We start from the raw sequence: 25,028 nt of genomic DNA, 5'->3' as shown, positions 1-25,028 counted from the left end.
GGGGGCAATGCTACTCAACGCTGTGGCGCGGACTGCGGCGCGCCCTATCCACTGAGCCTCCCCGCCGTCAGCCTTCCAATGGCGCTGCTTTCCAGATTTTCCAGCAGGTGCCGCGGATTGTCGTAGACCTCCGCGGCGCCTGCGTCGCGGAGCTCGGCCTCGCTGATACCACCGCAGGTCAGGGCGATGGCGGGAACGCCAATTGCCGCAGCAGCCTTCACGTCCCAGACTGCATCGCCAACAAAGACGATGTCCGCTGGATCGAGTTCCAGCTTCTTCAGGCACGCCAGGAGGATATCCGGGGCAGGCTTGCTTTCGTCCGCATCGTTGGAGCTGGTCCACGCGTCAATGGACCCACCGGCGTCGAGGAGCCGCCTGCTGACGTCAAGGTCGCGCTCTTGCGCCGACGAGGCCAGCCCTACAGCCAGCCCGGAATCGGAGCAGGCTGCAAGGAGGTCCCGTGCGGAGTCGAAGGCGCGCAATGACGGCCAGAATGTCGAAAACACAGCACCATGCGCGGATTTCAGTTCCTTTTGCATGTCTTCCGGACAGTCCGGAACCAAGTGCTGGACCAGCTTGTCGCCGCCCATCCCTACGCAGCGATGAATGTCGGAGATCTGGATGTCCAAGCCTTCGCGCCTGAATGCCTGCCACCAGGCGAGTGCGTGGAAGTAGCTGGAGTCGATCAACGTCCCATCGACGTCGAAGAGGACACCGCGTTTCTTGGAGCTGGAGTTGGCTGGAGTAGACATTTAGTAAGTCTACTTATCACTCGCGTTCACGGAAACTCGCCTTTGACTTCGATATATTGCGTAACGCCGGAAATACGCGTCTGCAACATCTTGTTGGCGGGAGTATGACAACAATCGGAATCATCGGTGCAGGACACATTGGCAGCCAGGTTGCGCGTAAAGCCGTGGAACTTGGCTACGACGTCGTGATCAGCAATTCACGCGGGCCGGAAACCCTCACGGAACTGGTCACAGAACTCGGGCCGCGCGCCCGGGCCGCGACGGCGGTCGAGGCAGCAGCGGCAGGTGATTTCGCCGTCGTGACCGTTCCCCTGAAAAACTATCAAGACATCCCGGCGGGACCGCTCGAAGGCAAGATCGTCATCGACACCAACAACTATTACTGGGAGCGCGACGGCCGTATTCCCGCGCTCGATAACGGCGAGACCACCACCTCGGGCCTGCTCCAGAAGCACCTGCCCACATCCAAGGTGGCCAAGGGCTTCAACCACATCTTCGCCAAGGACATCACTACCGATGGCACTCCTGCCGGCACGCCCAACCGCCGCGCATTGGCCACAGCCAGCGACTTCCCGGAGGCCGCCGAACTCGTGACCAAGCTGTACGACGAGTTCGGTTTCGACACCGTCAACATCGGGCCGCTCGAAGACAGCTGGCGCGTCGAGCGCGATCGCCCGGCCTACGTCATCCGTCAGAACGCGGACGAACTTCGCGAAAACCTCGCCAAGGCGACCCGCACCGTCTGATAGACCGCACCATCTCATAACAAAACACGCACGACGGCGGCAGGCGGCTTACGCCTGCCGCCTCCTTTGTGCTGGGGTGCTGTGGGACTATCACTCCACGACGGGTGGGCACGATTTGGGGCCACGATTCGCATCACGAATTGGACGCGGGACGCACAAAGGGAGTGGCTGCCTCCCAGGAAGCCCGGCGCATAGGGCATTCCGGGAGGCAGCCGCGCCAATTAAGCCCCGAACCCAAGGAGTTGCTATGTCTACCCAAACTGAGAAATGGCCTGCAGGAACACCCGCGTGGGTGGATCTGGGGGTCGATGATCTCCCTGCCGCCAAAGCCTTCTACACGGAGTTGTTTGGATGGGATTACCTCTCCGGCGACGAAGAGGCCGGGGGCTACCTACTGGCCCAACTGGACGGACAAGCTGTTGCGGGACTCGGCCCCAAACAGGATTCCAGCATGCCAACCGTCTGGACCACGTATCTGGCCTCGGACAATGTTGACACCACATGCAAAGAGGTAGCCGCTGCTGGTGGCCAACTCATCGCTTCTCCCTTCGATGTGATGGATTCGGGGCGCATGGCAATTGCCGCGGACAGCGTTGGTGCAGTCTTTGGCATCTGGCAGGCGGGAAGCCATATCGGGGCGGAGCGCGTCAACGAGCACGGTGCATTGTGCTGGAACGAACTCCACACCCGCGACTACGCGCTGGCCCGCTCCTTCTATGCCGATGTTTTTGGCTTCAGCTATCAGGACATCGACCAGGACGGATTCATATATGCAACCGCCAAGCGGGCTTCTGATGGCCGCGAAGTGGGCGGCATTCAGCACGACACCGAAATTGCCGAGGGCACGCCGAATCACTGGCTGACGTGGTTTGCCAGCGACCATGTGGATCGAACCGTCGCAACAGCCGTGGAACTCGGCTCTTCGGCCTTGGTGCCAGTCATGGACAGCCCCATGGGACGGATGGCAATCCTGCAGGCGCCGCAGGGAGAAATCTTCGGCATCATCGACGCGCCCCGGACCAAGGACTAAGCCCGGACCAACGGCTAAGCCCGCACGAACGGCTACGTCAGGACAGGGTCCAACGCTTCGCTGATGACCTCGTGGGCGTGTGCCGCGGCGAGCGGCGCCGCGAGGCGGTGCACTGCCTGGAAGGTGCGGCGGACTTCGGGCCCATGCCACTCAGGCGGAAGGTAGTCCGTCGGGAGGTTGGGATCCCGGTAAGGGAACTTCCGCCACAGGGTGAGCATCGGAATGTAGTAGCGGAAAGCGTCGCGCCGCACTTCGGCCGTGGAATCAGCCAAGGCCGCCTCAGGGTCGGTTCCCACAAGGTCAATCCACTGCTGCTCGGCGCCCCGGTAGATCTCAAGGAACTCCGTGAACTGTTCATCGAGTTCCTTGAGATCCCACCATTCGGAGATCTTGGGCCGCATGGGGCCATCGAAAACATAGTCACTGCGGAAGAGGTCCACGAACTCGATCAGCCCGCTGGCAGTGAGGCGTTCGCGAGCCTGCTCCAGCTTGCGTGCCGGAGCGATCCATACACCGGACGCCACTGACCCAAATCCCAGGCTGGACAAGGCGGACCTCAGTTGGTGCCGGCGGTTCCGCATCGACTCGGGCACGGAGAACACGGCGAGCACCCACGTATCCACAGGAGCTGGCTGTTCCGGGGCGAAGATCCGCCGATCACCTTCACGGAAGACGTCGCTCACCGATTCGGCGATCTTGTACTTGGCAATGCCGCCTTCGCGGACGCTCTTCAGGACACCCTTGGCCTTAAGCCTGGAAACGGACGATCGCACACCCGGCGCGTCATAGCCGAGCGTACCGAGCATCGAAACCAGAGCGGAGACCGGCAACGCATCACCAGCGTTCCTGCCATAAAGACCGAAGATGGTGACCAGGAGTTGCTGATGGCGCACCGGGGGTGCCGGGACGGCGAACATTGAAGGACCCTCATTTCCGCGCCAGGTAAGGCGCCAGTCATGTTCATCATAGGTGGGGAACCATCAATGGCCGGGAAAGTCCGGAGGGCATGCCCGAAACAGCATGAAACCGTCCTCCCTCATTCACTTCAGAAATAACTTTACCAAGTTAAGTTAATCCCATATGGTGAGGGCGATGGCGATGCACAGCCGCATCCCCAAGAGAAGACAGGACCACATTGAAACCTTCAAGTGAACTTCTTCGCCGCCTGCGCAAGTGCGGCGCAACCCTGTTCATAGCTGTCCTTGCAGCCTCAACCTCTACTGGCGCCATGGCCGCCACCCCATCCACCGGGAGCAGTTCGGGTCCTCCGCAACAGCTCGCTTTAACAGATCCCGATGCAACTCCACGGACCGCCTCGCTTTTTTCCTACCTGCGCTCCCAACAAGGCAAAGGCATCCTGTTCGGGCATCAGCAGGACACGGAGTTCGGCGTGACGTTTCCTGCTGGGAGCACCGACGGCTTTCAGTCGGACGTGAAGGCAGCTACGGGAGATCAACCTGCTGTCTTCGGCTGGGATTTTGGGCACGATGGCTACGGTTCAGCACCAGGCAGCCCAACTCCGGAGGAGAACTTCCAGCACACACTGGAACTGGTCAAGGCGGCAGACAAGATCGGGGGTGTCCAGACCTTTTCGGCCCATATGGACAACTTCGTCACGGGCGGCGCCTTCAACGACACGGACGGCGGAGTGGTCCCGCGGATCATGCCGGGGGGCGATAAGAACCAGCAATTCACCGACTACCTGGACAGAATAGCCCGACTCGCAAAGGCGGCCGTTGGCGACGACGGGAGTGCGATCCCCATAGTGTTTCGTCCTTTCCACGAAAACGCCGGTTCCTGGTTTTGGTGGGGTGCCGCTCACGCCTCGTCCGCCCAATACATCGAGCTGTTCCGCTACACCGTTGAGTACCTGAGGGACATCAAGGGTGTCCACAACTTCCTGTACGCATATTCACCAGGCGGTGGATTCAGCGGAACCACCGATGCCTTCATGCGCACGTATCCTGGCGATGACTTCGTGGACGTCCTCGGGTACGACAACTACGACAGCTCCGGAGGCTCCCAGCAGTGGCTGGATGGACTCGTGGCGGACCTCGGCATGATCTCCCGCCTCGCTGATGAGCGGGGCAAAGTGGCAGCACTGACAGAATTCGGCGTCAGCGGAGCCCTTAAAGCCAACGGCCAGAACCCGGATCCCAGCTGGTATAGCCACGTGCTCGCCGCCCTCAAAGCCGATCCTGCAGCCAAGAGGATGGCTTGGATGTTGACGTGGACCAACTACGGTACTGATCAATTTTTCGTTCCGTACCCGGCTACGGGGCAGTTGGCCGAGCACGAAATGCTGACGGATTTCCGCGCCTTCGAAGCCGATGACTTCACGGTGTTCAGCCGGGACGTCTCTTGGAGTGACGTTTGGCAGCGAAACGTGAAGGCATCCGGCCACGCGCCTGCCCTGCATGTGGTGTCACCCGTTGATGGGGCACGGATTACGGAGACGGAAACCACCGTCCGTGTCCGTGTCAGCGATGCGAAACCCAAGTCGGTGTGGTTCAGGTGGGGCGAAGACCCAACCAAACACCAACTGGCTTACGACGAGGCTTCAGGTTATTTCACCGGCACACTGACTGTGCCTGAAATTGCCCTGGTGAACCAGCGAACCAGCTTCGCCGTTACGGCGGAGCTGCCCGGGAAGGACCCGGTCACGGCTCAGCAGCAAGTCGTCCTCGGCGCAAAACCTCCAGCGGCCCCCGGGGTGGTGGACGATTTTGAAGGGTACGCCGACGACAGCGAACTCCGTGCCTCATACAGCGCAGTGGGCGCCAACACCATCTCGCTTGCCAACAGTCCTGTTGGAAGTGGAGAACGTTCGTTGCGGTTCGACTACGACTTTGGATTGCAGAACTACACGGGAATCACCCGACGCATTGACGGTGACTGGTCAGGATTCAATGCACTGTCCCTGTGGTTGCGGCCGGACGGGTCCCAGCAAAAGCTGGTTCTCCAACTGGTCTGCGGCGGCGTCGCCTACGAGGCCTACCCATCCCTCAGCGGCACGGAAGGACAAAACATCAGCATCCCCTTTGCGGATTTCCGGCCAGCACCTTGGGATACGGCAAATGCTGAGCGGCGGATCACCGCCGAAGACCTCAAGGACCTGTCCCAGTTCAATGTGTTCATCAACCAGGTACCCGAAGGGCATTCCACCAACGGCACGATTTACCTGGACGAGCTGAAAGCGGGCTAAGCGGGCTGGGGAACCACTGGCTGATTCAGGCTCTGCTGGAGCATCAGGGCGGCAGCACCAACGGATGCAGCATCAGTGACCTGGCTGGACAACCTGACTGTTACCCCGTGCTTCGGCGAAGCGAAGGCTTCCTTGCGGAGGCGCTGCTCGACCACCGGCAGGTAGAGCGATCCTGCAGTCGTAAACGATGGGCCCGCGAACGTTACAGAATCCAAATCCAGGATGTTCACCAACGCAAGTACTGCATCGGCCACGAAATCCGCGGACTCTTGGACAAGTTCCACCGACAAAGGGTCACCATGGACGGCTGCCGTTGCAATGGCGGCGAAGTCACTGAAGGGATCGTTGTCCTTGGTGAGTTTTGCCGTCGTCGTCCGTCCGCCTGAAACGGCGGCCCTGGCTCGTTCGGCAACAGCACGTGGTCCGGCGACTTCCTCCAGCGTTAGCCCTGCCCTCCCGGTCCCCTTGGAAACGTACGCTTCCAAGGGGACCGCTGTTTGAGCTGGCACCCCGGTAAAGTGCTCCCGATATCAGCAACCCGGCGCTGATACTGGCGCCCATGTAGAGCGTGCAGTGTGCGGTGGCGTTAGGGATGGTGCCGCTCCAAAAGTCGCCCATTGCCGCAGCAGTGGCAACATTGTCCAGCAAGGCAGGCAAACCCGAGGCTCTCCCCAGCGCTTCGCGGACAGGGAATCCCTGCCACAACGGAAGGCTCGGAGAAACCAGTATCGAGCCGGAGTCAACGTCCAGGGCTCCGGGGGCCACCAAGCCAATACCGGCCACGACGCTACGGTCCACGTTCGCCAAACGGAGCAGGACGGTCACATGAACAGCCACGTCCTCAACAACTTCCTCCGGAGTTCTGGAGCGTGCACCCCTTACGCGCGTCCGCGCCAGGACAGAACCCGCCGCATCCGTTACAAGGACCACAATCCAGTCCGCACCGAGCTGAACCCCCACGCTGCAGCGGGCCCGTGGATTCAGCCCGAGAAGCACCCGCGGCTTGCCTTTGGCCCCCGTGTATGTCCGCTCCCCCGTCTCCACCAAGAGCCCCTCCACCAGCAAGGACCGGACAAGATTGGAGATGGAAGCCTGTGTCAGGCCCGTGCGCTCAGCGAGTTCGACACGGCTGACTGGGCCCTCGGCCCTGACGCGGTCAAGGATCAGGGCCCTGCTGGTTGGCGTGATGGACGAGGAATGCAGGACGGTCATGGACGCTTCAGGGCTCGGCTCATGTGCTAAGTATTGCCGGTCAAAGCCATACTTAGCACATGGACAACGTCGCATCGGCAAGCCCCCGGCCACCACGATTCGGGGTTGCAGTGCAAAGCAAGAATGGCCCCCACGGCACGGATCCGTTCTTTGAGGAACTGTTGACCGGCATGGAAGAGGCCTTGGACGGGCACGGAGCGACGGCCTTCCTGCGCCAATTCAGTTCCTATCAGGAGGAACTGAACGCCTATCCGCAATGGGCCCAAAGCGGTGACGTGGATGTGGTGGTTATTGTGGACTCCCAAGACGATGACTCCCGCGCGGAGCGGTGCTTGGAGCTGGGGTTGCCCGTGGTCATACTGGGCGGCCCGCCGACCGCAGGCGCATCCTTGGTGGACGTGGATAATTCCGGCGCGATGGAGATGGCCGTGGACTTCCTCGCGGGTTTGGGCCATAAAGTGATCGGACGCGTTTCGGGACCGGGACACCTCCACCACACAAAGTCCAGGAGCACGGCCTTCAATCAGGCTGTTGCCCAACGTAACGTCAAAGGGCTGTCTGCAGAGGGCGATTATTCGGCTGAATCGGGTCGGCAACGAACTCGGGAGATACTCTCCGCGGCCGAGCCTCCCAGTGCTGTGATCTACGAGAACAGCATTATGGCAGTAGCTGGATTGCGCGCAGCTCAAGACCTGGGCGTGCAGGTACCCCAGGACGTGTCCTTGCTCGCTTGGGATGACGGACCAAACTGTCGCCTCGCCTCGCCGCCCCTTTCCGTCATCAGTCTGGACGTGTATGAACTGGGGCAGACGGTGGCTGACGTATTGATGAAAACATATGCCGGCGCGGTCCAGACCGTGGTGCATGTACCCACTGGCCGCATCGTGCGGCGCGGCAGTACGTCGGAATGGCCGGGTACGGGGCCTGCACCTTCACAGGGAGACCCCGCACCCGTACCGGGCGCGTAGACCGCCGGCGCCTAGACCATCAGGCGCCTGGGCCACCCAACGGCTAGACGCTTTGCACGTGCAGAACCAGCGCTTGGGCCGGCCATAGCAAGGGAATCTGCAGGCCGTCCCGGACAAGGACACTCCCCGGAAGCGTCACTTCACCTGCTGACACCCAAGGCGGCGTGATCCAGCCGTGGCGGGCCTCACCCAATTCCTTGCGAAGCCGGACGCGATAGCGCCTGGAAACGTCCAATCCTTGCAAACGAACCTTCTCCGGCAGGGCGTCTTCCAGAGTCGCCACCGAGGCGATGGTCCACACCCCTTCACTCTGATCCGGAAGGACGGCTCCCGTCACCCGCAAGGCAGGGTCCAGGACATCGGCGTGTACCGATGTTCCGGTATGCAGCACGTGACGGAGCTCTTTGTACAAAGCAGCGAAGCCCCGCACGGTCCTAAGTTCTTCAGGGCTGCATTCCAGGAGGTTCCACTCAAAACCTGCGGAGCCCATCAAGCTGGTGGCGGCCCGGTAGGAGAAGTCCACGGTCCTGCCTGAACTATGGGAAGTGGTGGGTCCAACGTGGCCTCCCACCATTTCCGGGGGCAACAGCAACTGGGTCCACCGCTGGATGTCCTGCCGTTCCACGGCGTCATTGGAGTCCGAGGCCCACACCCTGTCCGCGAACTCCAGAATGCCCAGATCCGTCCTCGCCCCTCCGCTGGAACAGGACTCGATTTCCAGACCGGGGTGGGTTTCCTTGAGCTCACGTATCAGCCGGTAGGCCGCCAATGTGTGCTCGTGGGTGCCTGGCTTTCCAGCTCCGCCCACCTTGCCTGCATGTACAGGTTCCACGAGGTCCCGGTTGTGGTCCCATTTGATGAAGTCGATTCCAAGCTCATCAATGAGCGCGCTCATCTGGCCGCGGATATGCTCATAGGCGCCGGCGTTGGCTAGGTCCACAACATATTGCGTACGCCAGGACAAATCGTTCGGAGACTGCCAGACGTGGTCCGGATTGTGCAGCAGCCAGTCCGGATGCTTCCTTGCAAGATCAGAATCCAGGTTCACCATTTCCGGCTCGAACCACAGCCCGAACTGCATTCCGAGCTCATGGACGCGTTGGGCCAGAGGACCCAGTCCTTGGGGCCATACAGCGTGATCCACTGTCCAGTCTCCCAATCCCTTGGTGTCGTCACGCCTGGCCATGAACCAGCCGTCATCCAGGACGAACCTTTCAACTCCAACGTCAGCGGCGCGCTCCGCCAACCGCATGAGCGTGGCCGGGTCGTGGTCGAAGTAGACGGCCTCCCAGGTATTCAGCACCAAAGGCCGGGTGCTGGCCGGGTGCTGCTCCCGCGAGCGCAGGGATTGGTGGAAGCGGGAAGACAAGCCATCAAGCCCGGTATCGGACCAGGCGAACCACGCCTTCGGTGTGCTGTAGCTTTCGCCAAGTGCCAACCGGATTTCGCCCGCACGCAGAAGTTCGCCGGCCCCCAGCAACGTGACCGTTTCGGTCATCCGGTCAGTGCGGTAGGTGCAGTCGGCGCTCCAGCCCAGGTGGACGGCCCACATTTCCCCTGTCCGGTTCTTAGGCTTATCAAGGCTCGCGATTTCCAGGTGCGGAGCATCGTGTCCGCCGCGGCCGCGCCTGGTTTCACGGGTGACTGCACCCCTTGGCATCCCGATGGTGAAGGGCGCCTTCTCCCGCGTCCAGCGGCCGGAAAACGAGGTCAGATAGTCCGCGGTCTTAGGCACGGGCATGGTCGCTTCCAGCCAGTGGATGTCAAGAGTGGCGGCTCCTTGGTTGACCAGGCGGTGCACCACCGTGACCACCCCGCCTGGCGTCAAGGCAAACGCACTGTGAATTTCCAGGCCATTGGCGGCGTCAACGGCAGTGACTTCCACCTCGTAGTCGCTGGCATCGACGTCGGTTACCGTCCACCGCGGAAAGACCGGCGCGCCCTCCCGGGTGACCACCAACCCGGGTCGACCTGCCCAGCCATCACCTTCCTGCGGCAGAATGCTGAGCTGCCACGCGGCGTCGAGCGTTCCGGGCGGCGTTTGGCGAGCGCTGGCAAGCACCAAAGCGTCCAGGTCACCGCTCTCCAGGGGCCCGATGTCGGCGCCCCACTGCAGGATGGAAGGCAGCCCCGTGGGCAAGTGCCTGAGGACAAGGCTGACGCCGTCGCGGCGCAGCAGGGTGAATTCCTGCACCTTCTGCAGGGGCTCTAAAAGCTGGGACATACGTTCCTCCGGATGGTTCAGGGGTTGAGACTGGCGAATTGTTGATGGTTTTGTCCGTGAAAGTACGACGGCGGGACGGGCTTCCGCTCCTTGCTGGCGCTGGCTGTTCGGAGTACCTGCAAAGAGCCTCCGATGGCGGCTGCGAGCGAACCATGCGAGGACAGGACGACGTCGATTGGCTGCAGCTCGCGGTTGAAGGCGGCGGCGTTGACGGTTGCCGAGATCGTGTCGCGGATGAGCGGGCCGGCCGCCGAGAAGGCTGGCCCGGCAAGCACCACGGTGCTGAGGTCGAAGAGGTTGACCAAGGTCACTGCGGCCTGTCCTAGCCCGCGTGCCGCGTCCTGGAGCAAAAGCCGGGCAGCGGCATCACCGGCGACAGCCGCCGATGAGATGAGTTCAAAGTCGGTGAGCGTTTCCTCGGGATTGTCCTTGAGTCCCAAGCGGTCACGTAGCGCAACGTCCGCCACGGCCTTGGCCACTACTGCAGCTGTGCCGCATAGATTCTCCACGCATCCCCTGTTGCCGCATTCGCAGGGCGCTCCGCCTGCGTCAAGAGTGATGTGGCCAATCTCCACTGTGTTGGAGCCACTTCCGCGATATACCTCCCGGTTCACTACTGCTCCGCCACCCAGGCCACTTGCCATGTAGATCACTCCGAAAGAATCGGCAGTGACGTCCCCGAGCCATTGCTCACCTATCGCGGCAGCAGTGGCATCGTTCTCCAGGATCACGGGCAGTCCGGTGAGCCGTGACAGCGACGGCACCAGCGGATGGCCATACCACTGCGGACCGGGACGCGGTGCAAGCAGAGTGCCCTTGATCCTGTCCTGCGGACCGTGCGTGACAAGGCTTATTCCGAGCACACTCTCGAGCGGCACCTCCTGGACCTCAAGGAGTTTGTGGATGTGGGTAGCAAGAATCTGAAGCATCTCTTCAGGACTGTGGCTTCCTGATCCCGGGAGCGTCTTTTCTGCCACCAAGCGCCCGGTGAAGTCGGCGAGAACTACGGAGCTGGTGCATCGATCCATTTGGACCCCCACTGCGTAGTGTGCTTGAGCCCGGAGCCTGAGGAGCCGCCTGGGCTGCCCACCTGTTGAGCGGGACTGCCCCGCCTCCCGCACCAGGCCGTCGTCGAGCAGTTCGCGGATCACGTTGGTGATAGTGCCCGGCGTCAGGCCCGTGGCACCTACCAGTTCCACCCGGCTGACCGTTCCCCGAGTGCGCATGATGTCCAGCAACCTGGCCCGGGTTGATGGGCCCGGCGGTGGATGCGGCGTAATGGTCCTCACCCTTCTCCTCTTCAAATCTGTAACAGTGGCTGGGTTCAATAATAACTTGACTGACTTAATTTAATCACCTAACTTTTTCATAGGTCGTGATCCACGGCACATAAAACCCCAGCCGGTCATAGCGGTCCGGCTAGATGAAAGGGACCAGGGATGCTCCTCAACTTTCCGAACCGGGCTGCCAAACTTCGGCGCAGCGCCCTTGCAATGGCCGCCGGCGCAACTGCACTCGGCCTCCTCCTCAGCGGCTGTTCGGGCGGCGGAACCAGCGCAGCAGGCGACTCAACACTGATCGCATACACCGGTCAGGCCGGCGACTACCAAATCAACTTCAACCCGTTCTCGCCCTCCCAGGTAGCGGGGCCGGGGGCTATCTTCGAGCCGCTCTTTTACCAGAACAAGGCGGCAGCAGATGCCAAGCCTGAGCCACTCCTGGGCAAGGAATTCACTTGGAATGACGCCGGCACCCAGCTCTCCGTCACTCTTCGCGAGGGCGTGAAATGGAGCGACGGCGAAGCCTTCACGGCAGATGATGTGGCCTTCACCTTCAACCTGCTCAAGCAACATCCCGCACTGAACAGCTTGGGATTCAAGGGGACCGTGAACGTGGTGGACCAGAACCACGTCACGTTCGTGTGGGACAGCCCCGCCTTTGTCACAGGACCGGACATCCTCACGCAGGCCGTCATTGTTCCCGAGCACATCTGGTCAAAGATCAACCCGGAGACCGACGTCGTGGAAAAGCCGGTAGGGACTGGCGCCTACCAGCTGGCGGACTTCAAGCCGCAGGCATTCACGCTTAAGGCCAACCCCACATACTGGGGCGGCGAACCGGCCGTAAAGAATGTTCGGTACATCGCCCTGTCCGGCAACACTGCAGGTGCTGACGCCATCGCTTCGGGCACCATCGACTGGCAAACCGGCCCTGTTCCTGACATTCAGAACGTGTCCAAAAATTTCCCCAAGTATGAAAAGCAAACAGTGGCCCAAAGCCAGCAGGTCCTGGCCGCCTGCGCCAACGCGGACCTTGGCTGCACAGGACCGCAGACAGACCCGGCAGTCCGGAAAGCCCTCTACCTCGCCATCGACCGCACGCAGCTGAACAAGCTGGCCTACGAGAACACGGCCTCACCCATCTCGCCGTCATTCGCCCTGACGGACACCCAGGCTGAATGGATCTCGACGGCGGTGAAGCCCACCACTGCGCCCGAAACAGCTGACACCCGGGAGGCACAACAAACCCTGGAGGCAGCCGGATGGGCCAAGGGCTCAGATGGAATCTACGCAAAGAACGGCCAGAAGCTCAGCCTGACCGTTGAGGTCGTGACGGGATGGACGGACTACATCACCGCAATCCAGACCATTTCCGAGCAGGCCAAAGCCGCTGGAATCGACGTCCAGGCTTCGCAGTCTTCCTGGAACGAGTGGACGGACAAGCGAACCAAGGGCAAGTTCCAGCTCGCCATCGATTCGCTCTACCAAGGGCCGGCGGCAGATCCTTATTACGTCTACAACTACTTCTTCTCCTCCGCCACCTCGGCACCAGTGGGCCAGGCTGCGGGCACCAACTACTCGCGGTACTCCAACCCGGCAGTTGACGCGGCCCTGGAATCAGTCAAAAACCTCCGCTTCGACAACAAAGCCGAACGGCAGAAGCAGTTTGACGTCATCCAGGCTGCCATCCTCAAGGACATGCCATACATCCCCGTGGTAACCGGAGGCACCACCAGCATCTGGAACAAGGCCAAGTTCACTGGCTGGCCCAGCGAAGAGAACATGTATGCCTTCCCCGCTGTTTGGTCCCGCTTGGACGCTGCCCAAATCTTCAAATCCCTCAAGCCCGCTGAAGGCTAAACAGTGAACTACGTCATCCGAAAACTGGGCTTCTATGCCGCAGCTCTCTGGGCGGCCTTGACCCTGAACTTCATCATCCCCCGGATGTTGCCAGGCAATCCCGTAGACATCCTGCTGGCCAAGCTCCAACAGCGGGGAGGCAGCATCACCGCTGAGACGCGCCACTCCTACGCCATCCTCCTGGGTGGTGATGACTCGCAGCCCATCCTCGCGCAGTACTGGACCTACCTGAGCAACATCTTCCGGGGCGATCTCGGAGTGTCCATCAGCTACTTCCCGGCCAAAGTCACGGACGTCATCGGAGATTCAATGCCCTGGACAGTGATCCTCGTGGGCGTCTCCACCATCATTGCCGCCACCCTGGGAATCCTGCTTGGAGCATTCGTCGGCTGGAGGCCCGGCACCTGGTTGGACTCCTTGGTTCCAGCGACCACGCTTCTTGCCGCCGTTCCCTACTTCTGGCTCGCATTGGTGCTGGTGTACATCCTCTCCCGTGGACTCGGCCTCTTCCCGGGACAGGGAGGCTACAACGTGGTCCTCGACCCCGGATTCAACGGCCCTTTTATCCTTTCAGCAATACAACACGCGGTTCTTCCTGCGCTGACCATTGTCATCGCATCCCTCGGAGGATGGCTGCTGGGCATGCGCAACATGATGGTCTCAACGTTGTCCGAAGACTATGTCCTCACGGCCCGGGCCAAAGGACTTCCGGACCGCTGGATCCTGCGTAACTACGCTGCACGTAACGCGGTTCTCCCATCCGTTGCCGGATTTGCCATCTCGCTGGGGTTCGTCGTCTCGGGCTCCGTGGTGACCGAGCAGGTCTTCTCATACCCGGGAATCGGATCGCGGCTGCTGGCGGCAGTCACCAACAACGATTACGCACTCATGCAGGGCGTGTTCCTGTACATCACCATTGCTGTCCTCGCAGCAAACCTCCTGGTCGACCTCCTCTACAGCCTGGTCGATCCCCGGACACGGGCCAAGGGCTAAGGAGCGAATCCCACATGACTAACATCCAGTCCATATCAGGGCAGGCAAACGCAACGGAAGAATTGGCCACCATGGCCCGCGGTCGCGGTCAGCGGCCCAAACCGGCATGGCGCCTCATGCTCCCCACCCCAACCCCGTGGCTGATCACAGGCCTGGTCCTTATCGGATCCATCATGGTTTTCGGTGCCCTCGGCCCCTTGTTGGTGGGCGACCCCGCCGCCATCAGCAACATAGGACTCAGTGGGCCCACTGGCGAGCACTGGCTAGGCACCACCCAAACCGGGCAGGACGTCCTGGCCCAGCTTGCCCATGCAACCCGCGGATCACTCCAGATCGGCTTCCTGGTAGGCGTTCTTGCCACCGTCCTCTCCGCGTTCTTTGGCATTTACGGCGCCTACATCGGTGGATTCGCAGATGAGGTTTTCTCCCTGCTCTCCAACGTGTTCCTGGTGATCCCGGGCCTGCCGCTGGTCATCGTCATCTCCGGCTTCGTGCCCCGCGAGAGCCGCGGGCTGTGGACCATCGCGGTGGTCCTTGCGCTGACCAGTTGGGCCGCTTCTGCCAGGGTCCTTCGCGCACAAACCCTGTCCGTGAGGAACCGCGATTACGTTGCAGCGTCGAGGGTTTCCGGCGAGCGTGCGTGGCGCGTTATCGCCGTCGAAATCCTGCCCAACCTTCTGCCGGTTCTCGCATCCCAGTTCGTGTTCTCAGTGATCGCGGCGATTCTCGGCGAAGCCGGATTGTCGTTCCTTGGGTTAGGTGCCTCAAGTTCGTCCACCCTCGGCACCATGCTGTTCTATGCGCAGAACGGGTTCGCCCTGCCGTTGGGAGCGTGGTGGTGGTTCCTCCCGCCAGGGCTGATGATCGCCCTCTTCGGCATGGGACTCTCGCTCATCAACTTCTCCATAGACGAGATCATCAACCCGAAACTCAAGAATGTCCGGCTCGTGCGGAAACGCGCACGGCAGGCTGCCCGGATCGAAAAGAAGGCTGTGACCTCATGAGCGCCGACCTCTCACTCGGGCAAGCGCCCGTCCGCACAACCTTCGGACCCGTTCTAACGGTCAAGAACCTGAGCGTCGTCTATGAGACGGACCATCCAGTGCCTGCTGTCAAAAACGCAAGCTTCGAGCTGGGCCGCGGCGAGATCCTTGGCCTGGCTGGCGAATCCGGCTGCGGTAAGACCACCTTGGCCTACGCCATCAACCGCCTTCACCAACCCCCGGCCCGTATCGCATCCGGTGAAGTCACCTTCCACGACCGCGACGGCCAGGACGTGGACCTCCTGGAGTTGGAGGACGAGGCCCTGCGCCGCTTCCGCTGGTCAAAACTGTCCATGGTTTTCCAGGGTGCCATGAACGCGCTCAACCCTGTCCGCACCATCGGAAACCAACTGGACGACACGCTTCGTGCGCATGATCCAAGCCTCCGCAAGGCGGCACGGCAGGCCCGCTGCGCCGAAGTGCTCAGGCTCGTGGGTGTAGACCCCCAGCGACTGCGTTCGTACCCGCATGAATTGTCAGGGGGAATGCGGCAACGCGTCATGATCGCCATGGCCATGCTCCTGGAACCGCAGGTCATGATCATGGATGAACCCACCACGGCCCTTGATGTGGTGGTTCAGCGGGACATCCTGCGGGAAATCGTGAGACTGAAAGAGGAGCTGAACTTCGCCGTCATATTTATCACGCATGATCTGCCGCTGCTTCTGGAGATCAGTGATCGCATCGCCGTGATGCTGCGCGGCGAGATTGTGGAATTGGACAGCGCTGAGTCACTCTACCGCTCAGCATCCCATCCCTACACCCGCAAACTTCTCGCCTCGTTCCCCAGCCTCAGCGGCGGCCGGGGCGCGTTCATCCGGTCGGGCGAGGACTCTGGCTTTGGCGGGAACTACGACTTCGAGGAGCAGCCATGACATCCGTCTCCGTGACCAACCTGACCAAGGAATACACGCTTCGGGAGGGATTTCGACGGCGGTCCTTGCGGGCGGTGGACCGCGTCAGCTTCGATCTTCTGCCGGGCAAAACGGTGGCCTTGGTAGGGGAATCAGGATCGGGGAAGTCAACCATCGCCAAGTTGCTGACACAGATGGAGAAACCGACCTCCGGCTCGGTCTCTGTTCAGCTGGATGATAAAACCCCTGTGCTCGGATCCGTCTATCGCCGTCACGTGCAAATGGTGTTCCAGGACCCCTTTGCCTCGCTGAACCCGTTCCATTCGATCGAACACCACATCGCCCGGCCCTTAAGGATCCACGGGCGCACACGGACCGCCGCTGAAACACACCACCGTGTCCTGGAGATGCTCGAACGCGTGAACCTGACGCCCGCAGAGGTGATCGCGGCCAAGCGTCCACACGAGCTTTCCGGTGGTCAGCGCCAGCGGGTTGCCATCGCCCGTGCATTGGCACCCGGCGCCCAGGTGTTGATCGCCGACGAGCCCGTGTCCATGCTGGATGTATCCATTCGCTTGGGCGTCTTGAACCTCCTGGGCCGGTTGCAGCGCGAAGACAATCTCGCCGTCCTCTACATCACCCATGATCTGGCCACAGCCCGGCATTTTTCTGACGAAATCCTTGTCCTTTACAGGGGCCGGGTGGTGGAGCGTGGGCCCTCGGATGATGTCATCCTCAACCCGCAGCACCCCTACACCCAGCTGTTGGCCCAGGCCGCACCGGATCCGGAACGCGTTGGCAAAGTGGCTGCCAGCGAGCTTCCGCCGGATCGTGACGCCATAGACAACACTGTGTGCTTCAACCACTTCAGCAAGCGGTGGGTACACATGGACGAAATAGCCGCAGAACTTCCTACTCTCGAACACAACTAGGACCAAGAAGATGATCTCGACGCCATTGAATGACGGATGGACAGTAGCTCCCGTGGCTGGCCCGGTGCCACCTGAAATCCCTGCACGCGTGCCGGCCCAAGTACCCGGGTCCGTACATACTGACCTGCTGCGGGCTGGACTCATCCCGGATCCTTATCTGGACTCAAATGAGAAGAAGCTGCAGTGGATGCACCACGTCGATTGGCGCTACGAACTGCCTGTCACGCTGCCCGCCGCGGGGGAGGGCGAGCGCGTTGACCTCGTCTTCGATGGCGTGGACACCGTCAGCAGCATCAAGCTCGGGGATGTCGAGCTGGGACGCACGGCCAACATGCACCGCTCGTACAGGTTCGATGCCCGATCCGCTGCGGATGGAACCGGGAGGACCCTTGCCGTCACGCTGCGTTCCGCTACCGCTTACGCAGAGGAGCTCCGGGCGGGCTTGGGTGACCGTCCCAGCGCCTATCACCCCGTGCCGTTCAACTTCGTCAGGAAAATGGCATGCAGCTTCGGTTGGGACTGGGGTCCGGATCTGAGGACGGCAGGGCTCTGGAAAGAGGCCAGAATTGAACGCTGGTCCGTGGCGCGGCTTGCCCAAGTTACTCCGCTGGTCAAGGTCACTCCCGACGGCACAGGAAACGTGGAGCTTCGGGTCTTGATCGAGCGCTCCGGGCTTGGCCACGAGGGTGAGCTCACCTTGTCAGCCACCGTTTTGGGGCAAGAAGTCACTGCAACGGTCCCTGTTGGCAGTGATTCCGCTGTGATGACGCTGGACGTCCCCAATGCTCCTTTGTGGTGGCCGGCGGGCTACGGCGAGCAGCCTTTGGCTGAGCTACAGGTCCGTCTGAACGAATCCGGCGGCGTCGAACTTGATTCGTGGGAACGCCGGATTGGCTTCCGTAACGTGCACCTCGATACCAGCAAGGACGAGACCGGGACGGCCTTCACCCTCCACGTCAACGGCAAACCCGTGTTCGTCAAGGGCGCCAACTGGATCCCGGATGACCATTTGCTGACGCGGATCACGCGGGACCGAATTGACCGACGAGTGGATCAAGCCCTCGGAGCGAACATGAACCTGCTCCGTGTGTGGGGCGGGGGCATCTACGAAACAGAGGACTTTTACGAGGCCTGCGATGAGCGTGGCGTTCTTGTGTGGCAGGATTTCCTGCTCGCGTGCGCTGCCTACCCCGAGGAGTCACCGGTCTGGGAGGAGATCGAGGCCGAGGCCCGCGAAAACGTGGTTCGGCTCGCTTCCCACCCTTCCCTGGTGGTCTGGAACGGCGGAAACGAAAACGTCTGGGGCCACGAAGATTGGGGCTGGAAGGAAGAGCTGGGAGGACGGAGCTGGGGTGATCGCTACGCCCACGAACTCCTCGGCGGGATCGTTGCTGAGCTTGATCCCACGCGCCCTTACTGCGATAACAGCCCCTACTCCCCCGGCCAGAACCCGGAGGTCATTCACCCTAACGATCCCGATCACGGCACCCATCACCAGTGGGAGGTCTGGAACAGGATCGACTACTCCGAATACCGGAGTGAGATTCCCCGGTTCTGCTCCGAATTTGGATTCCAGGGCCCCCCGACCTGGCGCACGCTGAGCGACTTTGTGCACGCCAGCGACGGCGGCCCGCTCGCTGACGCGGCCAACCCGAAGGAGGACCAGAATTTCCTGGTCCATCAGAAAGCGGACGACGGCAACGGAAAGCTGGATCGAGGCCTGGAGCGGCATCTGGGCATACCCGCCGACTTCCAGGACTGGCACTGGGCTACCCAGCTCAACCAGGCACGTGCAGTGCGATATGCGATTGAGCATTACCGCTCATGGTGGCCCCGGACGGCAGGGGCCATTGTGTGGCAGCTCAACGACTGCTGGCCCGTCACCTCCTGGGCGGCAGTGGACTCGGAAGAAAGGCCCAAGCCCCTGTGGCATGCCCTGCGGCTGGCGTACGCACCACGGATCATCTCCCTCGGAGACCGTGATGGCCAGTTGGCGGTCTCCTTGGTGAACGATACGGACGAGACCTGGAGCGGTCCCTTGACCCTTTGCTTGCAGACGCTTGATGGTGCAGTCCGGAACGAACACGAAGAACTCGTCGAGGTTCCTGCCCGGGCCGTGCTCACGCTGCCGGTTAGGCAGGATTTGTCGACACCGGAGGACCCCTCCAACGAAGCCTTGGTGGTCAACCTCGGACCGGAGCGCGTTGTCCACACGTTCGTGGAAGACATCAACCTGCGGCTCAACCCTGAGCCGCTGGAGTCCTCCGTCAAGGCAGTCGAAGTCGGGTACGAAATCAGCGTGAAAGCAACATCGCTGGCCCGTGACATCACCCTCTTGGTGGATCGCGTAGATCCAGGTGCCCGGGTCGACCATGCACTGGTCACCTTGCCTGCCGGTTCGGAATGGACGTTCATCGTGACCACCGGAACCAGTGTGGTGGATCCTCTGGAGCTCATCTCGCCTGCCGTCCTCAGGACGGCAAACGATCTGCGCGCGGTGCCCACCACGCCGCTCCCGGCAAACGTCGCCCTGACGGTTTGATCCGTCATGAGAGATTACTTCGATGCGGAACTCAAAACCGACGTCCTGCACCGCAGCCTAACCTCAGGCTGGCACATGCGCCTCCTTGCCGGACCAGCACCGCGCGGGGTATCCGGCCAGCTGATCCCCACGTCACGTCCTGGAGCCATCCGCCAGGATTTAGCATCGGCGGGCCTCTTGGCCAGCACAACGGCGGAGTGGGTTGCTCACTGCGGGTGGGAGTACAGCCTGGACTTTCCCTGGCGAAGCACAGGGAAAAGAAGTACCAAACTGATCTTCCATGGACTGACACCCTCCGCCTCGGCGAGCATCAATGGCCATGCACTTGGATCCAGCCCCGGCGGGGAACCGGTGCTCCACGATGTCGACGCCTTGCTCCTGAACGGCATCAATACCCTCAAAATCATCCTCAGCCCGGCCGCTTCATCAGGCGCCGGCAACAGCTGACGAAAGAAAGCAATCCCTGTGATCCCTCCCTCCACCGTCGTCGCCATTGATGGCGGTCAGTCCTCCATCCGCGCCAGGCTACTGGCCGGAACAGCCACAGAACTGGAACGCGAATTCCCCCCGCTCCTCACCGATGGCCCTCTCATGCCCCAGCTCGAACGCGTCATCCGCTCAGTCCTCACTGGGCAGCCGCGCGAAGGTGTTCACGTTGCTGCAGCGCTTTCCGGCCTGACTCCCGCCAATGCTGACGCCGGAAGCATGTTGGCGGCCTGCGAAGACCTCGGCGTCACCGCGATCCGTTTGGCACACGACTCCATCTCGGGCTACCTCGGCTGCCTTGGCGAGCGCGGTGGCGCAGCGTTGGCCGCTGGCACCGGCGTCGTGACCCTTGCAACTGGGCCCGGCGGGTACTCGCGCGTAGATGGTTGGGGGAACATCATGGGCGACGCTGGAAGCGGGTACTGGATTGGGCGGGCAGGCCTGGACGCCGCCATGCGGGCGCACGACGGACGGGGACATCCGACCGCGATTCTCGAAGTGGTCCAGCAGGACTTCCCGGATGTGGAAACGGCCTACATTGAGATCCAATCCAATCCCGAGCGGATCTCGTTCGTAGCCTCCTACGCCCGCACCATCATCGATCTTTCCGAACATGATCATGTCTCGGCGCGGATCGTTGATCATGCCACCGATGAGCTGGCGTTGTCCGTGGGCGCCAGCCTACGCAATACCGGCTGGACGACTGCGGACAACCCCTCCATCAGCTGGGTGGGAAAGATCCTGTCAAACCCCCGGGTTGCCTTGCCCTTGCAACACAAACTGGAACAGGCCTGGCCAAACGCCGAGATCCTCGCACCTCTGGGAGGCCCCTTGGACGGCGTGGCACAACTGGCGACCCTTCCAACAGACCACCCTCTCCACGCGCTGCTGCACACGGCGTCGGTTCACACCGTGTCGTAGCGGTCCTTCCCCGCAAACCAAAAGAAAAGGAACCATCCCGTGCATTTACTGACAGGCGCCCGGCGCTCCTATGACTGGGGATCCATCGCGGCCATGCCCGAATTCCTCAACCTGCCTACTGACGGGGAGCCCTTTGCCGAACTCTGGCTGGGGGCGCACCCCACAGGTCCATCCACCGTCCAAACGCCAGGAGGGGCGGAACGGCTGGATGAATTCGTCAGCCGCAATGAACGCAGGCACCTGGGAGAAAGGGTGATCGCAGGCTTTGGACGTTTGCCATACCTGGTCAAGCTCCTGGCGCCAGCAAAGCCACTTTCCATCCAGGTCCATCCGACGCGGGAGATGGCAGAGGAAGGCTTCCATGAAGAAGAACGCCGGGGAGTGCCTGTGTCAGATCCGCAGCGCAGCTTCAAGGATCGAAGCAACAAGCCCGAAATGGTCTACGCCATCACCGGGTTCGAAGGACTCGTCGGATTCCGGCCACATGAAGAGATAGTGCGGCTCCTGGATGCCATTGCAGGGCCACTGGCATCAGCGAGGGAACTGCTCAGTGACGTACGGGCTGAGGACGGGCTCAAGCTTATGCTGGAAACCATGGTCGGCCTGGCCGCGGACGACATCAACACTGTGGTCGGAATTTCTGTGTCCATGGCCACGGCTCATCCGGACCCTGAGGTCCGGGCAGCGTGCGCGACAGTTGTCGAACTCGCGCAACAGTACCCCGGCGACGTCGGTGCGGTAGTTTCCCTGGTGCTGAATCGTGTCCAGCTCGAGCCCGGCCAGCTCGTCTTTCTCGGCGACGGCGTTCCACACGCCTACCTTGGCGGATTTGGCCTGGAAATCATGGCCAACTCGGACAACGTCCTCCGGCTGGGCCTCACCTCGAAGCACATCGATGTCGAGTCCATGCTCCATGCCATTGACTTCTCGTCCTGGGGCTTCGAGGTTTCCACCGGGCCGGGCGACGCGGTGACACACGTGTTCGGGCCTCCAGTCCCGGAATTCGCCCTCAGCATCACCCGTCCGGACAAGTCGTCACAGGGAAGCACAGTCCTGCCCGGCGACGGACCCCGCATCCTTGTCTGCCTCGACGGTGACATCACCGCCGCTACCAACGCTGCTCCCCACGGGCGAAGCATCACCAAGGGACAGTCACTCTTCGTCTCCGCGGCCGACGGCGACATCACTGTCCGCGGGAACGGGACGGTAGCCCAGGCCTTCGTCCCGTAGGGCGCGTCCTCTGCCGCTTAACCGGTAGATATCAGGCAGTTATCGCCGGGCTTGCATTGCCCTGAGAATCCGCGCCACGGGGCTGGTGCTGCAGGCTGCGAAGATCCAATTCGATTTCACGGCCATTCACGTGGACAACCATTTTTGCGTCTTCAACGCCAGCTGCTGAGAGGTAGTCCATAAGAGTCGAAAGAAGCATGTCTTCGCGCCGCTCAGTCTTGGACACCACGCTTTGGTCTATTCCCAATTTTTGGGCAAGATCGTCCTGAGTAAGCTCCGCCGCTTTGCGGATGGTTGCCAGATTCAGCGCATAAATCCGGTCCTCCCTGGCGGACTCCTCACGGATTTCAGCCACGCGTTGATTCATCCCGGGCTCTGCCAAGATGCGGTCGAGTCGATCATTGCCCTTGCGGAAAGTCTTTCTGGTCATTGTCAATCAGCCTCCCCTTCTCTAATCCACATATCGATGATCTGGTCCGCTCTGGTTCCGACACTGTCGTAGAACACGTCACCCATATTTGCCTTATCGCCTGAAAAGAGAGCGACAATTACGCTTTCCTCGTCAGGAGGAAACCAGCAGATCAGCCGAACCGCAACCCCATGATGGTAGGGGTGGGAAACGCGCCACACGTCATGCTTCTTGGCTTGTCGGACCCGTTTGAGAGTTGGCGTCTCTTCTGGGGGCGGCCCACTCAAACGGCGAAGGTGTTCCAATTCGGCGACCACATATTCGAATACTGTTCCGGCTCTGGCATCGCCGTCATCGGCTTCCCTTTCCAGCCGGTCAAGTTGCTCATCGAAGCTGTCCGGCCAGAAGAGTTGCATAAACGATTATGACTTGCGATGCATATGCATTGCAAGTCATAATCGTTTACCGCTGGGAATGCTTAGTCAACACACCGCACAGCCCGGACAAAATCCTCCGGCCAAGGCTGAGACGCCGTTGTGCCGTTGGGGACGTGGACCGTGGTGACCGTCCCGAAGGCCGCCACCTCGCTGCCGTCCGACGATGCACCTTGGTGAGTGACGCCGTCGGGCGTTCCGCGGGCCGCATCCTCAAGCGGGTGGCCGCGGACCTCAAAGGCCATGGTCAGCGAGGTCCGGCCGAGCGCGTGGATTTTCACCGTGGCGGTGACGCGCTGGCCGAACCATAGCTTGGCCTTGTAGTTGATCACCTGCTGGACGCGGGGAGCGTTGGGAAAGTAGTCGGGCAGCTCCAGGGAGCGGAAGAGTTCTGCCTCGGCGGCTTCCACCCATCGTAGGATGGCCGAGTTGTGTTGGTGGCCGGAGGCATCGGTGTCCACCCACTCAACCGTCCGCTCAACACTCGCTTCAGGAAACGCGTCCATGATTCTCCTAGCGGGTGCTGACTGCCGCGGTCTCGTCGTCCGGGTCCGCGACGTCGGCTGCCGCGTTGGGCGCAACAACTGTCACCTCGGGTTGCGGCTTCGGAATCATAGCGACGGCGGCCGCGGCCACCACTGCGATGCCGGCGAAAATCGCGAAGTTGGCCTCGAAGGGCAGCTTGGAACCTGCAATCCAGCCGCCGATCAAGGGTCCGGAGATCGCACCCAGGCGGGCAAAGCTGAGAGCCCAACCCGTGGCCGTACCGCGAACCTTGGCCGGATAGTAGTCAGCGATGTAGCCGGTCAGGACCAGGGACGTGGAGATGGAACCGACGCCTGCGAAGGCCACGAACAGCAGGTTGACCACCATGGTGTTGGGGAAGACGAGGAGCATGATGCCCAGGCCACCCAGGATGTAGAACACCACCAGGATGAGCTTCTTGCCGTACTTGTCTGCCGCACGGCCAAGGAGCAGGCCGCCGATGGCGGAGGCCAGGCTGAAGACCAACAGGAATGTCAGGGACGAGCCCAGATCGTAGCCGGCCTTCTTCATGATGCTCGGCAGCCAGGTGTTCAGGCCATAGACGAGTACCAGACCGCAGAACAGGGAAACCCAGAAGAACACCGTGGAGCGCAGGTACTTCCTGGAGAACATCGTGGTGATGGTCTTCCACCACGGATCGGCGGTGTGTGAGGAGGCCTGTGAACCCAGCTGCGCCACCGTTGCCACCGGCTGGTAGTCGGCGATCTCCAGCTTGGCAGCCAAGGCCTTGGCCTCGGTCTTACGCCCCTTGGACTCGAGATACTCCAGAGATTCCGGGAGGAACTTCCAAATGATCGGCAGCAGGACAATCGGAGCGGCACCAATAGCAATCACGGCCCGCCAGCCACCAACCGGCAGCACGAACATTGCAGCAAGCGCGGCCGCAACGATGCCCAGCGAGTAGCCCGAATACATGAGGCCATAGTTGTAGGAACGCCTGTTGGGAGCTGAGTACTCGATTGTCAGGGCTGCGGCCACGGGGATGACACCGCCCATGCCCAGTCCGCCGATGAGCCGGAAAAGGCCAAACAGCTCGGGCGTCGGAGCCCAGGCCGCACCAGCCTGGGTGAGGGTGAAGATCACCATGGACGCCAACAGCATCTTCTTGCGGCCTACGAGGTCGCTCAGAGTCCCGATGAACAGGGCTCCGATAAGCATGCCGATCAAGGCATATGATCCCAGCCCACCCAGGGCAAGCGGGCTGAGGTTCCATTGTTTGTACTCGGCCAGGGCCGGAAGCACTGCCCCCAGGACGCCGACGTCGTACCCCTCAGCGAGGATGGCGAGCCAGCAACAAATCAACACCAAGCCAGTGGTGCGCTTGGGCACTTTCCAGTCATTAATCGGTGCGGCGGCCATGG

Annotated in this window: 23 protein-coding genes; 13 read left to right on the top strand and 10 right to left on the bottom strand. The window is 61.5% G+C overall.

Annotated elements, in window-relative coordinates; translation table 11 throughout:
• Window positions 1–44: 44 nt before the first annotated feature.
• Window positions 45–752 carry an HAD family hydrolase gene (locus tag ACTAQJ_RS17725; protein ID WP_498698067.1) on the bottom strand — a complete coding sequence of 236 codons (708 nt, stop codon included), beginning with the start codon at window positions 750–752 and terminating at the stop codon, window positions 45–47.
• Window positions 753–856: 104 nt separating this feature from the next.
• On the opposite strand from ACTAQJ_RS17725, the gene ACTAQJ_RS17720 reads away from it, so the two are divergent.
• Both ACTAQJ_RS17720 and ACTAQJ_RS17715 read left to right on the top strand, forming a co-directional pair.
• Complete coding sequence (locus ACTAQJ_RS17720; protein WP_498698065.1) at window positions 857–1,498, top strand: NADPH-dependent F420 reductase; 642 nt, start codon at window positions 857–859, stop codon at window positions 1,496–1,498.
• Between the two features lie 247 nt (window positions 1,499–1,745).
• Window positions 1,746–2,528 carry a VOC family protein gene (locus tag ACTAQJ_RS17715; RefSeq protein WP_498698063.1) on the top strand — a complete coding sequence of 261 codons (783 nt, stop codon included), beginning with the start codon at window positions 1,746–1,748 and terminating at the stop codon, window positions 2,526–2,528.
• A 32-nt stretch (window positions 2,529–2,560) separates the two neighbouring features.
• On the opposite strand, the gene ACTAQJ_RS17710 is transcribed toward ACTAQJ_RS17715, so the two are convergent.
• Window positions 2,561–3,445, bottom strand: coding sequence for a PaaX family transcriptional regulator (locus ACTAQJ_RS17710; RefSeq protein ID WP_498698061.1), 885 nt, complete (start codon window positions 3,443–3,445; stop codon window positions 2,561–2,563).
• 218 nt (window positions 3,446–3,663) lie between these two features.
• On the opposite strand from ACTAQJ_RS17710, the gene ACTAQJ_RS17705 reads away from it, so the two are divergent.
• Complete coding sequence (locus tag ACTAQJ_RS17705; RefSeq protein WP_498698060.1) at window positions 3,664–5,733, top strand: glycosyl hydrolase; 2,070 nt, start codon at window positions 3,664–3,666, stop codon at window positions 5,731–5,733.
• Here ACTAQJ_RS17705 and ACTAQJ_RS17700 read toward each other — a convergent pair.
• Window positions 5,730–6,173: an ROK family protein gene (locus ACTAQJ_RS17700; protein WP_498702215.1), complete on the bottom strand. Its 444-nt coding sequence runs from the start codon at window positions 6,171–6,173 to the stop codon at window positions 5,730–5,732. The two genes, ACTAQJ_RS17705 and ACTAQJ_RS17700, sit on opposite strands and share 4 nt — an antisense overlap.
• Window positions 6,064–6,945 (bottom strand): ROK family transcriptional regulator, encoded by an 882-nt coding sequence (locus tag ACTAQJ_RS17695; protein WP_498698058.1) that lies wholly within the window; start codon window positions 6,943–6,945, stop codon window positions 6,064–6,066. Before ACTAQJ_RS17695 ends, ACTAQJ_RS17700 begins: the two co-directional genes overlap by 110 nt.
• A 59-nt stretch (window positions 6,946–7,004) precedes the next feature.
• Here ACTAQJ_RS17695 and ACTAQJ_RS17690 point away from each other — a divergent pair, with 59 nt between their 5' ends.
• On the top strand, window positions 7,005–7,913 hold the full coding sequence (locus tag ACTAQJ_RS17690) for a LacI family DNA-binding transcriptional regulator (RefSeq protein ID WP_498698056.1): 909 nt from the start codon (window positions 7,005–7,007) through the stop codon (window positions 7,911–7,913).
• A gap of 43 nt (window positions 7,914–7,956) precedes the next feature.
• Here ACTAQJ_RS17690 and ACTAQJ_RS17685 read toward each other — a convergent pair whose 3' ends face one another.
• The gene (locus tag ACTAQJ_RS17685; protein ID WP_498698054.1) at window positions 7,957–10,137 is read right to left on the bottom strand and encodes an alpha-galactosidase; all 2,181 of its coding nucleotides are present in this window, start codon (window positions 10,135–10,137) and stop codon (window positions 7,957–7,959) included.
• A gap of 17 nt (window positions 10,138–10,154) precedes the next feature.
• Window positions 10,155–11,426, bottom strand: a complete 1,272-nt coding sequence (locus ACTAQJ_RS17680) for an ROK family transcriptional regulator (protein ID WP_498698052.1) — start codon at window positions 11,424–11,426, stop codon at window positions 10,155–10,157.
• A 150-nt stretch (window positions 11,427–11,576) separates the two neighbouring features.
• On the opposite strand from ACTAQJ_RS17680, the gene ACTAQJ_RS17675 reads away from it, so the two are divergent.
• The 9 genes from ACTAQJ_RS17675 to manA are packed head-to-tail and all read left to right on the top strand — an operon-like array spanning window position 11,577 to window position 22,278.
• On the top strand, window positions 11,577–13,277 hold the full coding sequence (locus ACTAQJ_RS17675; RefSeq protein ID WP_498698050.1) for an ABC transporter substrate-binding protein: 1,701 nt from the start codon (window positions 11,577–11,579) through the stop codon (window positions 13,275–13,277).
• A 3-nt stretch (window positions 13,278–13,280) separates the two neighbouring features.
• Window positions 13,281–14,270, top strand: coding sequence for an ABC transporter permease (locus tag ACTAQJ_RS17670; RefSeq protein WP_431117208.1), 990 nt, complete (start codon window positions 13,281–13,283; stop codon window positions 14,268–14,270).
• 14 nt (window positions 14,271–14,284) lie between these two features.
• Window positions 14,285–15,274: an ABC transporter permease gene (locus tag ACTAQJ_RS17665; protein WP_498698048.1), complete on the top strand. Its 990-nt coding sequence runs from the start codon at window positions 14,285–14,287 to the stop codon at window positions 15,272–15,274.
• Window positions 15,271–16,188, top strand: a complete 918-nt coding sequence (locus ACTAQJ_RS17660) for an ABC transporter ATP-binding protein (protein ID WP_498698046.1) — start codon at window positions 15,271–15,273, stop codon at window positions 16,186–16,188. The genes ACTAQJ_RS17665 and ACTAQJ_RS17660 overlap by 4 nt, the downstream gene beginning before the upstream one ends.
• Entirely contained in the window at window positions 16,185–17,099 is a 915-nt protein-coding gene (locus ACTAQJ_RS17655) for an ABC transporter ATP-binding protein (RefSeq protein WP_477517446.1), read from the top strand. Before ACTAQJ_RS17660 ends, ACTAQJ_RS17655 begins: the two co-directional genes overlap by 4 nt.
• A 10-nt stretch (window positions 17,100–17,109) precedes the next feature.
• Window positions 17,110–19,641, top strand: a complete 2,532-nt coding sequence (locus ACTAQJ_RS17650; protein ID WP_498698044.1) for a glycoside hydrolase family 2 protein — start codon at window positions 17,110–17,112, stop codon at window positions 19,639–19,641.
• A 6-nt stretch (window positions 19,642–19,647) separates the two neighbouring features.
• Entirely contained in the window at window positions 19,648–20,088 is a 441-nt protein-coding gene (locus tag ACTAQJ_RS17645) for a glycosyl hydrolase 2 galactose-binding domain-containing protein (RefSeq protein WP_498698042.1), read from the top strand.
• Window positions 20,089–20,106: 18 nt separating this feature from the next.
• Window positions 20,107–21,048, top strand: coding sequence for a BadF/BadG/BcrA/BcrD ATPase family protein (locus ACTAQJ_RS17640; protein WP_498698040.1), 942 nt, complete (start codon window positions 20,107–20,109; stop codon window positions 21,046–21,048).
• Between the two features lie 39 nt (window positions 21,049–21,087).
• Window positions 21,088–22,278, top strand: a complete 1,191-nt coding sequence (manA, locus tag ACTAQJ_RS17635) for a mannose-6-phosphate isomerase, class I (protein ID WP_498698038.1) — start codon at window positions 21,088–21,090, stop codon at window positions 22,276–22,278.
• Between the two features lie 31 nt (window positions 22,279–22,309).
• On the opposite strand, the gene ACTAQJ_RS17630 is transcribed toward manA, so the two are convergent.
• From ACTAQJ_RS17630 to ACTAQJ_RS17615, 4 genes are all read right to left on the bottom strand, one after another.
• Window positions 22,310–22,708: a helix-turn-helix domain-containing protein gene (locus ACTAQJ_RS17630; protein WP_498698034.1), complete on the bottom strand. Its 399-nt coding sequence runs from the start codon at window positions 22,706–22,708 to the stop codon at window positions 22,310–22,312.
• A gap of 2 nt (window positions 22,709–22,710) precedes the next feature.
• Entirely contained in the window at window positions 22,711–23,103 is a 393-nt protein-coding gene (locus ACTAQJ_RS17625; RefSeq protein ID WP_498698032.1) for a hypothetical protein, read from the bottom strand.
• Window positions 23,104–23,165: 62 nt separating this feature from the next.
• Window positions 23,166–23,627, bottom strand: coding sequence for an acyl-CoA thioesterase (locus tag ACTAQJ_RS17620; protein ID WP_498698030.1), 462 nt, complete (start codon window positions 23,625–23,627; stop codon window positions 23,166–23,168).
• A gap of 7 nt (window positions 23,628–23,634) precedes the next feature.
• Window positions 23,635–25,026 carry an MFS transporter gene (locus ACTAQJ_RS17615; RefSeq protein WP_498698028.1) on the bottom strand — a complete coding sequence of 464 codons (1,392 nt, stop codon included), beginning with the start codon at window positions 25,024–25,026 and terminating at the stop codon, window positions 23,635–23,637.
• Window positions 25,027–25,028 lie beyond the last annotated feature (2 nt).

The sequence above is a fragment of the Arthrobacter sp. alpha11c genome (assembly GCF_054149985.1).
Note: the sequence above shows the minus strand (reverse complement) of the source record. Positions and strands in the feature narration are given on the sequence as shown.

Coding starts and splice junctions, on each gene's coding strand:
- ACTAQJ_RS17725 (WP_498698067.1), bottom strand. CDS start 752: ATGTCTACTCCAGCCAACTCCAGCTCCAAGAAACGCGGTGTCCTCTTC.
- ACTAQJ_RS17720 (WP_498698065.1), top strand. CDS start 857: ATGACAACAATCGGAATCATCGGTGCAGGACACATTGGCAGCCAGGTT.
- ACTAQJ_RS17715 (WP_498698063.1), top strand. CDS start 1,746: ATGTCTACCCAAACTGAGAAATGGCCTGCAGGAACACCCGCGTGGGTG.
- ACTAQJ_RS17710 (WP_498698061.1), bottom strand. CDS start 3,445: ATGTTCGCCGTCCCGGCACCCCCGGTGCGCCATCAGCAACTCCTGGTC.
- ACTAQJ_RS17695 (WP_498698058.1), bottom strand. CDS start 6,945: ATGACCGTCCTGCATTCCTCGTCCATCACGCCAACCAGCAGGGCCCTG.
- ACTAQJ_RS17690 (WP_498698056.1), top strand. CDS start 7,005: ATGGACAACGTCGCATCGGCAAGCCCCCGGCCACCACGATTCGGGGTT.
- ACTAQJ_RS17685 (WP_498698054.1), bottom strand. CDS start 10,137: ATGTCCCAGCTTTTAGAGCCCCTGCAGAAGGTGCAGGAATTCACCCTG.
- ACTAQJ_RS17675 (WP_498698050.1), top strand. CDS start 11,577: ATGCTCCTCAACTTTCCGAACCGGGCTGCCAAACTTCGGCGCAGCGCC.
- ACTAQJ_RS17665 (WP_498698048.1), top strand. CDS start 14,285: ATGACTAACATCCAGTCCATATCAGGGCAGGCAAACGCAACGGAAGAA.
- ACTAQJ_RS17660 (WP_498698046.1), top strand. CDS start 15,271: ATGAGCGCCGACCTCTCACTCGGGCAAGCGCCCGTCCGCACAACCTTC.
- ACTAQJ_RS17655 (WP_477517446.1), top strand. CDS start 16,185: ATGACATCCGTCTCCGTGACCAACCTGACCAAGGAATACACGCTTCGG.
- ACTAQJ_RS17650 (WP_498698044.1), top strand. CDS start 17,110: ATGATCTCGACGCCATTGAATGACGGATGGACAGTAGCTCCCGTGGCT.
- ACTAQJ_RS17645 (WP_498698042.1), top strand. CDS start 19,648: ATGAGAGATTACTTCGATGCGGAACTCAAAACCGACGTCCTGCACCGC.
- ACTAQJ_RS17630 (WP_498698034.1), bottom strand. CDS start 22,708: ATGACCAGAAAGACTTTCCGCAAGGGCAATGATCGACTCGACCGCATC.
- ACTAQJ_RS17625 (WP_498698032.1), bottom strand. CDS start 23,103: ATGCAACTCTTCTGGCCGGACAGCTTCGATGAGCAACTTGACCGGCTG.
- ACTAQJ_RS17620 (WP_498698030.1), bottom strand. CDS start 23,627: ATGGACGCGTTTCCTGAAGCGAGTGTTGAGCGGACGGTTGAGTGGGTG.
- ACTAQJ_RS17615 (WP_498698028.1), bottom strand. CDS start 25,026: ATGGCCGCCGCACCGATTAATGACTGGAAAGTGCCCAAGCGCACCACT.